Origin of the sequence: Terrisporobacter glycolicus ATCC 14880 = DSM 1288 (assembly GCF_036812735.1) — a bacterium.
Lineage (GTDB): Bacteria > Bacillota > Clostridia > Peptostreptococcales > Peptostreptococcaceae > Terrisporobacter > Terrisporobacter glycolicus.
The window spans coordinates 2,359,154-2,371,791 of sequence record NZ_CP117523.1 but is presented as its reverse complement, the minus strand read 5'-3'; the positions used below and the strand labels follow the sequence as shown (position 1 = coordinate 2,371,791).

Sequence of the window (12,638 nt, the reverse complement as noted above, 5' to 3'; positions counted from 1 at the left end):
AATTAAAAAGAAGGAGTATATAATATGAAAAAAATAAGTGCAGTTTCTATATTTTTATTAAGTTTAACAAGTTTAATATTATCAGGAAGGTTGTTTTTTCACTATAAGTTTTTAGCAGATAGCTATAATATACCTTTTATAAGATTACTTGGTGGAGACATATGGATGTTAGTGGAATTGGTGAATTTAGGGATATTAGCTATAATTTCTATAATGACATTATTTAAGTGTATATCTGTATTTAGAAAAGATTTATAGAATTAGTAATGAGGACTTCGTTCTAGAAGAACCCATAAGTGTAAAACTTATTTAGGATAATGTAAAATAGAACTGTAGGTCTTATTCTTGTGAATCATCTTCACCTATATGTATTATAAGAAGCATCACATAAAAGATTATGTTGATGCTTTTTTATTTTATTGTGTTAAGTTAAGAATTAGTAGTAGATATTGATTTAGTAATAATCAATATTTTGTGAACATGTTAAAGACAAATAATTATTGGACAAATTACTGTTTATTTAGTAATATTATAGACAAGAGATAGTGATGTCGTATTTAGATAATTGAGGTGAAAAAATGGCTAGAGAATTTATTTTAGACAAAAACTCAGAGATTCCTTTATATTCTCAATTAAAGAATTATATTATAGGTAAAATTAATAGCGGAGAATATGAAGTTGGGTATAAACTTCCTTCAGAGAAAGAGTTGATGGAGTTTTTTGATGTTAGTAGGACTACTGTAAGACAATCGGTAGATTTATTGATAAGAGAAGGATATTTGGAAATTAAAAGAGGAATAGGAACTTTTGTAAAAAAACGAAAGAAGTATAATGTATGGGGTCTTGAACAATTAAGAAGTTTTGAAGATGAAGCTATAAGACAAGGATTAGAAACTAGAACAGAAGAATTGAGTATAAACATCATACATTTGGACAGTGAATTAGAAGATATATTTGGTGATAAATATGAGAGATTCTATAAACTATCAAGGTTAAGGTTTGTAGAGAATGAACCCTCTGTATTAGTAGACACATATATTCCTTATGATGTTGCGCCAGGGTTAGATAAGTACAACTTTTCAGAAGTTTCTTTATTTTTAACTTTAAAAAAAGAATATAATGTGATTATTAATTATGCTAAAAAAACTTTTAGAGCAATTAATATCAGTAAAAAAGATGCAGAAATATTAAATGTTAAAGAAGGCACTGCTGTACAATTAGTTAATACTGTAATATATGATAAGAATGAAGAACCGTTTGAGTATTCAGTTTCTAGAGATAGAGGGGATATGACTAGATTTAGCGCAATTTTAAAATATGAACGTTAATTAATAATAAAGTTGATGAACTTAAATAGAGTTCATCTTTTTTTGAATTTATAAAAAGTTAAAAAAGAATATGAAAACGATTGACAAAGAGGTAAAGTTACACATATAATAAAATGAGAGATAAGGACATAGCGATGTCGTGAGGAGGTAATGAGTTATGAGATTAAAGGGGAAAACAGCAGTGGTTACTGGAGGTGCTAGTGGTATAGGTGAAGGTGTCTGCGCTGAATTAGCCAAACAAGGAGCAAATGTCGCTGTAACTGATATAAATGAAGAAGCAGCACGAAGAGTTGCTAATGTAATAAAGGAAAAAGGTGGTATAGCTGAGGCTTATAAATTAGATGTGACAGATATAGAAAATATTAAAGAAGTGGGACGTATGGTGAAGGAAAACCTTGGATTAGTTGATATATGGGTAAATAATGCAGGTATATCTATAATAACACCATTCTTTGAACATACTGAGAACATTTGGGATTTAACTATGGATATTAATTTAAAAGGACAGTTTTTGTGTTGTAAAGAAGCTATTAAGCAAATGTTAGAAAATGGAGGCGGCAGTATAATAAATATGTCTTCTCAATCAGGGAAAGTAGGAACATCAAACTATCAAGCATATTGTGCAAGTAAATTTGGAGTAATAGGGTTAACACAATCTTTGTCAAAGGAATTTGCTAAAGATAATATTAAGGTAAACTCAATTTGTCCAGGCGTAGTATGTACTCCAATGTGGGAAAAACAAGCAGCAGATTATGGTAAAAAGAGAAATATTCCAGAAGATAAAGTTATGGATTATTTCAAAGATAAAATACCAGCAAATCGCATAGGAGAAGTAGATGATATAGCAAATTTAGTGGTATTTTTATCGACAAAAGATTCGGATTATATAACAGGTCAAGCATTAAATATTAACGGTGGAGATTTTATGTGGTAGATTATATAAATTGACAATTAATTAGTAAAAGGAGAGGGAAATCTTATGAAATTTTTTATTGATACAGCAAATGTAGAAGATATAAAGAAAGCCAATGATACAGGAGTTATATGTGGAGTAACAACAAATCCATCACTTATTGCAAAAGAAGGAAGAGTATTTGAAGAAGTAATTGCTGAAATAGCAAGTATAGTAGATGGACCAATAAGTGGAGAAGTTAGAGCAACAACAGAAGATGCAGAAGGTATAATTGAAGAAGCTCGTCAAATAGCTAAAATTCATACAAATATGGTTGTAAAAATACCAGTAACAATAGAAGGATTAAAAGCTTGTAAAGTTTTAAGTAATGAAGGAATAAAAACTAATTTAACTTTAATATTTACACCAAATCAGGCCTTACTTGCAGCAAGAGCTGGAGCTACTTATGTATCACCATTTGTAGGAAGATTAGACGATATATCTCAGTCAGGAATAAATCTTATAAAATCAATATCAGAAATGTTCTCTAAATATGATGATATTAAAACTCAAATAATTGCAGCGTCTGTACGTAATGCAACACATGTAACGGAGTGTGCCTTATCAGGAGCAGATATAGCTACAGTTCCATACTCAGTAATAGAACAAATAGTTAAACATCCTCTTACTGATCAGGGAATTGAAAAATTTAAAGTTGATTATAAAAAAGTATTTGGAAAATAAATATGATAAAAAGTAAAAGATGAGAATTGAGATTAAAATCATATAGTGTTTTTAAGGGTATAATCGAAAGTAAATATAAGTTGAATTATTAGGCGCACATATAAACTAAAGGAGGGAATATAAATGGATATAAAAGTGAGAGTACAGAAATTTGGAGGGTTTTTAGCAGGTATGGTAATTCCAAATATAGGGGCTTTTATAGCATGGGGATTAATAACTGCATTTTTTATACCTACAGGATGGTTTCCGAATGAACAATTAGGAAGTATGGTAGATCCAATGATAAAATACTTACTACCTATATTAATAGCTTTTACAGGTGGTAATATGATTTATAATCAAAGGGGAGGAGTAGCAGGTGTTGTTGCTACTATGGGTGCTATAGTAGGTTCAGATATACCTATGTTTATGGCAGCTATGATACTTGGACCTTTAGGAGCATTTTGTATTAAAAAAATTGATAAGTTTCTAGAAGGTAAGATTAAATCTGGATTTGAAATGTTAATAAGCAATTTTACAATAGGAATTTTAGGTATGGTGTTGGCTATTATATCATTTAAAGTAATAGGACCAATAATTAGTTCAACAACTGATGTAGCTGTAGCAGGTATAAATACAATTATAAAAGCTAAATTGCTACCTTTATTAGCGGTAATTATAGAACCGGCAAAAGTTTTATTCTTAAATAATGCTATAGATCAAGGTATTTTTGTACCACTAGGTGTACAAGATATTTCTCAGCATGGCCAGACAATATTTTTCATGTTGGTTTCAAGTCCAGCTCCAGGAGCGGGAATATTGTTAGCATACTCAATATTTGGAAAAGGAAATAGTAAGAAATCAGCACCATCAGCATTACTAATTGAATTTATAGGTGGTATTCATGAAGTATACTTCCCTTATGTATTAATGAAACCTATAATGTTTTTAGCGGTAATAGTAGGAGGAATAGCACAGGCTTTAGTTTGGAATTTACTAGGTGCTGGATTAGCAGGATATCCTCATCCAGGAAGTATCGTATCCTTTTTAATTATGTTACCTAAAGGTGGATTTATTCAAGTAATGCTTGGAATACTAGCAGGTTTAGCAGCATCATTTGCATTAGCTAGTGTATTTTTAAAGGCGGATAAAAGTAAAGAAAATGATGAAGACATGTCATTAGGTGATGAAATAGGAAGCATGTTAGGTATGAGTACTAATAATGATATGTCAGATGTAGTAGCTATGAATAAAAGTGATGAGGTTCTATTTACAAAAGATATAGAGACTATAGTGTTTGCTTGTGATGCAGGTATAGGATCAAGTGCTATGGGAGCAGGTATTTTAAGAAACAAAGTAAATGAATCAAAACTAAATATAAATGTAGTAAATTATGCAATCGACAAAGTTCCAGATGGAGTTAAGTTAGTAGTTTGCCATAAGAATTTATATGACAGGGCAGAAAAAAATATACCAAATGCAAAAATTAAAACCATAGAGTCTTTTTTAAATGATCCTGTTTATGATACTCTTATAGAAGAGCTTAAGAGAGGAGAAGTAAAATAATGCTTATAAACAAAGATATTCTATATTTTAATTTAGATAAAATGGAAAAGAATGAAGCAATTAAATTTGCGGGAGAAAAATTATTGGAACATGGACTAATAGAACCTGAGTACATAGATTCAATGTTAGAAAAAGAAAAAACAGATCAAACATATATAGGGAATAATGTAGCTATACCTCATGGAACACTAGATGGGAAAAAATATGTTAAAAGTTCTGGAATTGTAATACTGCATTTCAGAGATAAGATAGATTATAGTGGAAAAGAAGCTAATATAATTATAGGTATAGCTGGTAAGGATGGAGAACATTTACAGTTATTATCTGAAATAGCTATAACTCTTTCTTCACAGGATAAGGTAAATGAACTGATAAACTCTAATTCAGTAGATGAATTTATAGAAATTTTTCAATCAAAGTAATACTAAAAAGAGTAGAGCCATTCATAGAGTGACTCTACTCTTTTTATCGTGAATCATAAATTAAATTACTTTATATGTTTTATATTTTATGTTATTGAATTAGCTACCATCCTATCTAACGAAAATTAACAAAAAGGCAAGTGTTAGGAAAATTCAACATAGTTACTGCCACTTTATACACAGTTTAAAGTAAGGGTATACGAAAGGGAAAACGAATACCCTTGATTTTCAATGGGAACTACTATATACTATACTTAATTGTAAATAAAAAATAAAATTTTAAATAAAAAAGAACCGTCTTTAAAGAAGGGCTTTTGGTATTGCGCTTATTGCGTTGTATAAAGAGCTCTTCTTTTTTATTAGGGTTCGAAAAGAGATTTGGTAGTTTGAGAAGAGGATATTAAGTTAAAGACCAAAAAGATTCAGACTTTATTTTAAACTGCTTTTGGAAAACGAGTCTAATATTGATGAAATGAAGCAATTTGAGGAAAGTAACAATATATTACATAAATAAAATGGTAGGTAAGCTGTGACAAGCGGCAATAAAAGCCTAACTTCTATCGCCTGTTTCATTGCAACGCACGACGCTGCAATTAAGCATATATAATAAAACAATTTGGAGGAAACAAAATGGAAACTATTAATGTTCAAAAACGTGATTTTAATGTAAAGGCAAAAAAAATGAGACGACTCGGGATGGTTCCTGGAGATGTGTTTGGTAATTCTTTGCCAGAATCAATCTCTATTCAAATGGAAGAAACCGTTGCACGTAAATTGATACGCCTTAAACGTGAAGGCAGTAAAGTGATGATGAATATTGACGGGAAAACATTACCTGTACAAATTAAGGAAAAATCCTTAAATGCAGTTAACAATGAAATTCTACATATCAGTTTTCAAGCGTTAACTGCAGACGAAAAAGTTAACAGTGTAATTCATATCATTGTTATCAATGATGATAAAATCGCAGGCATACTAGAGAGAATACATCTTGAAATACCATATGCTTCTCTACCTGAAGATATGATTGATACCATAACTATTGATGTTGACGGAATGAAGGCAGGGACTGCTTTAACTGTTGGAGAAATTCCTGAACTAAAGAGTGATAAAATTGAATTACAAATTGATCCAGAAAGTATCGTATTGCGTGTAAGTGAAAGAAAAAATTATACTCCTACAGCTGTTGAAGAATAAATAAATATTAAGAACACATAATTATGGAAAGAGCTTGGATGGTCGTGCACTTTTGTGTAAACACATGAAAAGCTCTTTCCTACTTTATTTTGTCTTGCAAAGAAAAATAAATACTTCTGAACAAAACTTGAAAAATTTATCTACTGCAAATATATCATATTTTTTCACTGGTAACATGGCAATACAACCGGCCACCTTATGGCCAACACTACTTAGTTCTCTTAAATTATTTAGACATGATTTAGTGTCTAGTTTGTTTATATCATATAAATATTTATAATTGAATGTTCAAATTGTAGAGGAATGTTATATAACACCTATGCTATAATTTTCTCATAGGATGAAGATGTTTTGTACTTTTGTATATGGAGAAAATAAATAGAGCATCTGAAAAATTGTGATAAGTCGTTGTAATAGTATGACAAATAACAGAAATTCTAATTTAACTTGAAAGGGAGCAAAAATATGAGTAATCAAACGAGTAAGACTATATTGGAAAGTATTAAAATAGAAGATATCGATATGAATAAGTGTTACTTTAATCCGGGTTGTGCCATGAATATATATAAGCCGTATGCAGGAGATGAAATTTTAAAAATATTGAACCAATATTTTGGCATAGTTAAAATGCACAGCATTTGTTGCCATCATAATCCACAATTACCACAAGGCTCTACAATTATAAATAATTGTGCTGGTTGCGATAAAAGATTTAGGTCGCTATATGAAGGTATACAAACAATATCTATTTGGGAAATTTTAGATAGTATTGAAAATTTATCATTACCAAATTATTTGGGTCTGGAGGTATCAGTGCAAGACTCATGTGCATATAGACCTAAACCGCAAGTACATAATGCTGTTAGAAGTCTTTTAGAAAAAATGAACATTAGAGTCATTGATTCAGAATTTAGTAAAATAAAATCTATTTGTTGTGGAGATAGTTATTATCCAATACTACCTATAGAAGAGATACATAAAAAGCAAAAGGAACGTGCTATGCAAATGCCATGCGAAGATGTAGTTGTGTATTGTGTTTCTTGTATTAAATCTATGACAATAGGGGGAAAAACGGCTCATCATATGTTAGATTTGTTATTAAATCAAAAAACAGAACCTCAAGAATTAAATATCGAAATATATCATGATGATTTAGACAAGTATATTGAAGTACATTAAAATTAACTTAGAAAAATTAAATATTTAGGCAGATATATGAAATACATACTTTCTTGTAAATCACCTACGTCAAATAAATCCACGGAGAACCATATTGATGGAATAATTAATATGGTTTTTTATTTTGTATAAATAATTTTAAATATTATATTTAGATTGAAAAATTAATTCTACGAAGCGTAGATTGATTAGTATGCTGAAATAGTATAAATTAATAAATGAAGTAATAAGGTATAATACTGATAAAAGAGGTGATAAATTATGGATAAGTTAAAGAGAAAAGAATTGTTACAACAATACAAAGAAATGAAACCAGAAATGGGTGTATATATGTTTAAATCTATAAAAACAGATACTGTTTATTTAGGTTATGATAAAAATATAAAGGCTACAATAAATGGTGATAAATTTAAATTAAAACTTAATAGCCATAAATGTAAAAAGCTACAACAAGACTGGAATGAAAATAAAGAAGAGAATTTTGAGATAAAAACAGTAGAGATACTACCATATGACAAGGACGAAAGTAAAGTAGATTATAGTGAAGAATTAAAAATACTAAGAGAAATGTGTAAAGATAGATTTACAGAAAAAAAAGTGGAGGAAATATAAAAATAACTAACAACTGCTAAATGCAAAGTAAAGTGGCCTATTTATAGGTCTTTTTTTATTGAGCAAATTGTATTTATTTTTTGGAAAAAATATATCATTATAAAATCTTATGATATCCATAAAGAACAAATATTATCATTTTATGGAAAGCGATGATACTATATAAATATCTGGAAAACGTTTTCTGAATAAATTTTTCGGAGGTACAGATATGAACAAAAACAATTTAGGATTATTAGATATAGCAAGAAAGCAAATTAAAAATGCATGTGAAAAATTAAATTCAGACCCAATGGTCTATGAAGTTTTAAGTACTCCAAATAGAGTTTTAGAAGTTTCATTCCTTGCAAAAATGGATGATGGTAGTTTAAAAAGATTTACTGGATATAGATCTCAACATAATGACTTATGTGGACCATACAAAGGTGGACTAAGATTCCATCCAGCAGTTTGTATGGATGAAGTAAAAGCTTTATCAACTTGGATGACATTTAAGTGTGGAGTAGTTGGGCTTCCTTATGGAGGATCAAAAGGTGGTATAACTTTAGACCCTAGAGACTACTCAAAAGGAGAATTAGAAAGAATTTCAAGAGCTTATGCTAAGGCAATATCACCAATAGTTGGAGAAGATTTAGATATTTCTGCACCAGATGTTAATACAAATGGAGAAATAATGGTTTGGATGCTAGATGAACATACAAAGGTAACAGGCAAATTTGCCCCAGGAACATATACAGGAAAACCTGTAGAATTCTATGGTTCCCTAGCAAGAACAGAAGCAACAGGATATGGTGTATCCTCTATGGCTATAGCAGCAGCTAAGAAAATGAATATAGATTTAAATAATGCAAGAATTGGTATATAAGGATTTGGAAATGTAGGTAGTTTTACAGCAAAATATATGGTGGAAAAGGGATCAAAAATTGTGGCAGTACAAGACCATACAGGTTGTATATATAATGAAAATGGTTTAGATATAGATGAGTTAACAGAGTACAACAAAGTTAATAGATGTATAAAAGGATTCCCAAATTCTACACCAGTTGATGAAAGTATAATAACAATGGATGTTGATATATTATTCCCTTGTGCTCTAGAAAAACAAATAACAAAAGACAATGCAGCATATGTAAAAGCTAAAATTGTTTGTGAAGGTGCAAATGGACCAACTACTCCAGAAGCAGATGAAATACTATACAAAAATGGTATTGTAGTTATACCAGATATACTTGCAAATAGTGGTGGTGTTACAGTTTCATACTTTGAATGGGTACAAAACTTACAAAGATTAACTTGGAGTTTTGAAGAAGTTCAGTCAAAACAAAGTAAAGTTATGAATGATGCCTTTGAAGAAATATGGAATATAATGAATGAATATACAGTTGATATGAGAACAGCAACTTATATGAAATCAATAAAAAGAATTTCTCAAGTACTTGAATTAAGAGGAATATAAAATTTTAAAACTTATAGATAAGTATTAAAAAATTATAATTTTAATTTGAATAGAGGGATATAGTTTTGGAAATTATAAGACTGAACTAAAATTAATGGAGGTATAATTATGAACTTAGCACCAGGAGAATTACATGGCTTGAGTGAATTAATTCTAAGTTGTGTAAACTCTATAACTAATATGGCAATGTTTAGAAATCAAGCCACAGATGTAGAGTTAAAAAACATTATAGAAAGTCAATTTCAAGCACATGTTCAAGACTATAACTTAAAAGTGAGATTTGTAAAAGAAGCAAGTGCTCCATCAGAAAAACTTAATGTACCAATGTTAAAAAGAACTTTAAATGATTTTACAAAAGCACCTGTTGATACTATACCTGTTACACCTAGAGTAAATGTAGAACAATTTAATGATAGAGAAATAGCAACAGGATACCTTCTTACATTAAAAAGAGCTGGAAGAGAATATGCATGGAATGCAATGGATTGTAGTAATCCAGATTTAAGAGAATTTTTAAAGGATGCATTTACAATGTGCTGCAATCACTCTTATGAGGTTTGGCAGTGGATGGTTAGTAAAGGGTATTATCCATTATGCTCAGCACCTCAAGAAGAAATAGCTAAAATAGGAAACATATATAATGAAGTTACACAACAATAAAAAGTAGTTATAAAAAATATAAAATTAAAATGGCTTTGCCGCTTAAAAAGTGGATAAGCCATTTTTTATTTTAAGCAAGTAATTAGTTAATATATAAATATCACATGTTATTATAAAAAATCAATAATAGTTACATAATGTAAAGTGAGATTATTTGTATATACAATAATTTAGATAATAAATAAAAGGGTGATATAGGTGTCGCATATAAGTTCAAAAAATGGATATAAAAGTTTAGAGGAAAGGTTAAATAGATTTCCACAAGGAGCTCCTCCATCAAAAACTTTGTACAAAATATTAGCTATGTTATTTACAGAAAAAGAAGCAGAATTAGTTGCTCAGTTACCAATAAAAGCTTTTCGTGTAAAAACGGCAGCTAATATATGGAGTGTAAGTGAGATTGAAGCTTTAAAAGTCCTTGATACACTTGCTAGTAAAGCAATTTTATTAGACATAGAAGATGATAAGGGAAAACAATATATACTTCCTCCTCCCATGGCTGGGTTTATAGAATTTGCTTTGATGAGAACTAGAAATGATATTGATCAAAAACTTTTGGCAGAACTCTATTATCAATATTTAAATGTTGAAGAGGATTTTATAAAGGACTTATTTTATTCCGCAGAAACAAAATTAGGAAGAGTTTTTGTTCAAGAAGAAGTATTAAGTAGTGATAACGAAGTCACTATATTAGATTATGAAAGAGCTACCCACATAATAGAAGAAGCTGAGCATATAGGAGTAGGAATGTGTTATTGCAGGCATAAAATGAAACATGTGGGGCAAGGTTGTGACTCTCCTATGGATATATGTATGACTTTTAATGGAACAGCAAATTCTTTAATAAAATACAACTATGCAAGAAGAATAGATGCTTCTGAGTGTAAAGAATTATTACATCAAGCATATGAAAATAATTTAGTTCAATGCGGTGAAAATGTAAGAAAAGGAGTAAGTTTTATATGTAATTGCTGTGGATGTTGTTGTGAAGCGTTATTAGCAGCTAGAAAATTTGGGAATATGCATCCAGTAGCAACAACTAGTTTTATACCAAATATTAATTATAATTCTTGCATAGGTTGTGGCAAATGTGAGAGTGCTTGCCCCATAGGAGCAATAAGTAAGATAAAAGAAAATGATAAGAATATAATTAAAATTAATGAAGACGTTTGTTTAGGATGTGGAATTTGTGCTAGAAATTGCCCTAAAAATAGCATATTACTTTTGAAAAGAAAAGAAAAAATAATAACTCCTGCAAATTCAGTACATAGAGTAGTTCTTATGGCAATAGAAAAAGGGCAATTACAAGAACTTATATTTGATAATAAGGCATTAAATAGCCATAGGGCAATGGCGGCCATACTATCTGCAATACTAAAATTACCTCCAGCTAAGAGAGCTTTGGCAAATGAACAAGTTAAATCAATATACTTGGAACGATTATTAAATGTTAAGTAGTAGTTTGCTTGTCCTGTTTAAATATGAAGTTTAGTTTATTGACAATATGGAGTTTATAGAATATATTTGTTATTAGAAAATAGTAGAGGGTTTAGGTAGGGTATAATTTTACTATGAAAATACATTGATGAATTTATCAATGTATTTTTTTATGTAAGTAAAATAAGAAAATAAATTAGAGAGTATGAAACTAGAGACTTTATAACATTTTTATATATTTTAAAAAGAGGTGAGTACATATGGCTAAAATTGATAATATGATGTCAATTTTGTGGATGTTAAGTTCAGATAAAAGAGTAACAGCAAAAGAAATATCTGAAAAACTAGAAATTAATATAAGAACTGTTTATCGTTATATGGATACACTTTGTGCCAGTGGTGTGCCTATTATTTCTGATGCAGGTCATAATGGTGGGTACACATTATTGAATAATTTTGTTGAAGCCCCTCTTTTTTTTCACACTAAAGAGCAAACAGCATTACTTCATGCTGCTATGTTTGCAAAAGAAGCTGGCTATTTTTTAAATGAGGAATTAGATAAAGCAACGTCAAAAATAAAAATGTACTCAAATCAAGAACAGGAAAAAGTTCTAAATCAACATTTAGCAGGATTTGAAGTAATAAAACCAATTGCAAAATCATCTGTGGAGTTATTGCTAAAAAAACTTGAACATAATATAGTAAACAAATTATCAGTAGAAATTAAGTATCGCACTGGTAGTGAAGAAAAAGTAAAAGAAAGACTTATTGACCCATATGGGATTGTTTACTGGAATAACAATTGGTATTTAGTAGCATTTTGTCATTTTAGGAATGAAATTCGTAATTTTAGAGTAGATAGAATTATTAGTACTATAGGTACAGAAAATACTTTTAATTTTCCAGAATCATTTTCTCCTAGTAAATTTTTTATGAAAACATTACTGGAGTATAAAGAAGATACGCAAGATCTTAAGCTTTTAATTATAAGAGGAAAAGCAAATGCTTTGGATAACTTATGTCAGAACTGGTTTTTAGCACATCATATTAAAGAACGAAACTCAAATGAAGTAATATTTTTACTTCAAGAAGAAGTAATTTATAAATATGTACCTGATTTGCTTATACCTTATGGAAAGTCTATTTAGATAATTGAACCACTAAAT

Annotated in this window: 12 protein-coding genes and 1 pseudogene; all 13 read left to right on the top strand. The window is 29.5% G+C overall.

The window, feature by feature from the left end:
• Positions 1 to 24 precede the first annotated feature (24 nt).
• The 13 genes and pseudogenes from TEGL_RS11720 to TEGL_RS11655 all read left to right on the top strand — a co-directional run bounded on the left by TEGL_RS11720 (position 25) and on the right by TEGL_RS11655 (position 12,620).
• Positions 25 to 258 (top strand): hypothetical protein, encoded by a 234-nt coding sequence (locus TEGL_RS11720; RefSeq protein WP_018590551.1) that lies wholly within the window; start codon positions 25 to 27, stop codon positions 256 to 258.
• Positions 259 to 578: 320 nt separating this feature from the next.
• Positions 579 to 1,328 (top strand): GntR family transcriptional regulator, encoded by a 750-nt coding sequence (locus TEGL_RS11715; RefSeq protein WP_018590552.1) that lies wholly within the window; start codon positions 579 to 581, stop codon positions 1,326 to 1,328.
• A 157-nt stretch (positions 1,329 to 1,485) separates the two neighbouring features.
• Positions 1,486 to 2,262 carry an SDR family NAD(P)-dependent oxidoreductase gene (locus TEGL_RS11710; RefSeq protein ID WP_018590553.1) on the top strand — a complete coding sequence of 259 codons (777 nt, stop codon included), beginning with the start codon at positions 1,486 to 1,488 and terminating at the stop codon, positions 2,260 to 2,262.
• 45 nt (positions 2,263 to 2,307) lie between these two features.
• The gene (gene fsa, locus TEGL_RS11705) at positions 2,308 to 2,964 is read left to right on the top strand and encodes a fructose-6-phosphate aldolase (RefSeq protein ID WP_018590554.1); all 657 of its coding nucleotides are present in this window, start codon (positions 2,308 to 2,310) and stop codon (positions 2,962 to 2,964) included.
• A 123-nt stretch (positions 2,965 to 3,087) separates the two neighbouring features.
• Complete coding sequence (locus tag TEGL_RS11700) at positions 3,088 to 4,509, top strand: PTS mannitol transporter subunit IICB (RefSeq protein ID WP_018590555.1); 1,422 nt, start codon at positions 3,088 to 3,090, stop codon at positions 4,507 to 4,509.
• Entirely contained in the window at positions 4,509 to 4,931 is a 423-nt protein-coding gene (locus tag TEGL_RS11695) for a PTS sugar transporter subunit IIA (protein ID WP_018590556.1), read from the top strand. Before TEGL_RS11700 ends, TEGL_RS11695 begins: the two co-directional genes overlap by 1 nt.
• A gap of 630 nt (positions 4,932 to 5,561) precedes the next feature.
• Positions 5,562 to 6,128, top strand: a complete 567-nt coding sequence (locus TEGL_RS11690) for a 50S ribosomal protein L25/general stress protein Ctc (RefSeq protein WP_018590557.1) — start codon at positions 5,562 to 5,564, stop codon at positions 6,126 to 6,128.
• A gap of 465 nt (positions 6,129 to 6,593) precedes the next feature.
• Positions 6,594 to 7,307, top strand: coding sequence for a hypothetical protein (locus TEGL_RS11685; protein ID WP_018590558.1), 714 nt, complete (start codon positions 6,594 to 6,596; stop codon positions 7,305 to 7,307).
• Between the two features lie 261 nt (positions 7,308 to 7,568).
• Positions 7,569 to 7,919, top strand: coding sequence for a GIY-YIG nuclease family protein (locus tag TEGL_RS11680; RefSeq protein WP_018590559.1), 351 nt, complete (start codon positions 7,569 to 7,571; stop codon positions 7,917 to 7,919).
• Positions 7,920 to 8,130: 211 nt separating this feature from the next.
• Positions 8,131 to 9,375, top strand: a pseudogene (locus TEGL_RS19815) (Glu/Leu/Phe/Val family dehydrogenase).
• A gap of 108 nt (positions 9,376 to 9,483) precedes the next feature.
• Complete coding sequence (locus TEGL_RS11665) at positions 9,484 to 10,035, top strand: spore coat protein (RefSeq protein ID WP_018590562.1); 552 nt, start codon at positions 9,484 to 9,486, stop codon at positions 10,033 to 10,035.
• Positions 10,036 to 10,233: 198 nt separating this feature from the next.
• A complete protein-coding gene (locus TEGL_RS11660) occupies positions 10,234 to 11,493 on the top strand; it encodes a 4Fe-4S dicluster domain-containing protein (RefSeq protein ID WP_018590563.1) in 1,260 nt (419 codons plus the stop codon).
• Between the two features lie 239 nt (positions 11,494 to 11,732).
• A complete protein-coding gene (locus TEGL_RS11655) occupies positions 11,733 to 12,620 on the top strand; it encodes a helix-turn-helix transcriptional regulator (protein ID WP_018590564.1) in 888 nt (295 codons plus the stop codon).
• The last annotated feature ends 18 nt before the right edge of the window (positions 12,621 to 12,638 follow it).

Coding starts and splice junctions, on each gene's coding strand:
- TEGL_RS11720 (WP_018590551.1), top strand. CDS start 25: ATGAAAAAAATAAGTGCAGTTTCTATATTTTTATTAAGTTTAACAAGT.
- TEGL_RS11715 (WP_018590552.1), top strand. CDS start 579: ATGGCTAGAGAATTTATTTTAGACAAAAACTCAGAGATTCCTTTATAT.
- TEGL_RS11710 (WP_018590553.1), top strand. CDS start 1,486: ATGAGATTAAAGGGGAAAACAGCAGTGGTTACTGGAGGTGCTAGTGGT.
- fsa (WP_018590554.1), top strand. CDS start 2,308: ATGAAATTTTTTATTGATACAGCAAATGTAGAAGATATAAAGAAAGCC.
- TEGL_RS11700 (WP_018590555.1), top strand. CDS start 3,088: ATGGATATAAAAGTGAGAGTACAGAAATTTGGAGGGTTTTTAGCAGGT.
- TEGL_RS11695 (WP_018590556.1), top strand. CDS start 4,509: ATGCTTATAAACAAAGATATTCTATATTTTAATTTAGATAAAATGGAA.
- TEGL_RS11690 (WP_018590557.1), top strand. CDS start 5,562: ATGGAAACTATTAATGTTCAAAAACGTGATTTTAATGTAAAGGCAAAA.
- TEGL_RS11685 (WP_018590558.1), top strand. CDS start 6,594: ATGAGTAATCAAACGAGTAAGACTATATTGGAAAGTATTAAAATAGAA.
- TEGL_RS11680 (WP_018590559.1), top strand. CDS start 7,569: ATGGATAAGTTAAAGAGAAAAGAATTGTTACAACAATACAAAGAAATG.
- TEGL_RS11665 (WP_018590562.1), top strand. CDS start 9,484: ATGAACTTAGCACCAGGAGAATTACATGGCTTGAGTGAATTAATTCTA.
- TEGL_RS11655 (WP_018590564.1), top strand. CDS start 11,733: ATGGCTAAAATTGATAATATGATGTCAATTTTGTGGATGTTAAGTTCA.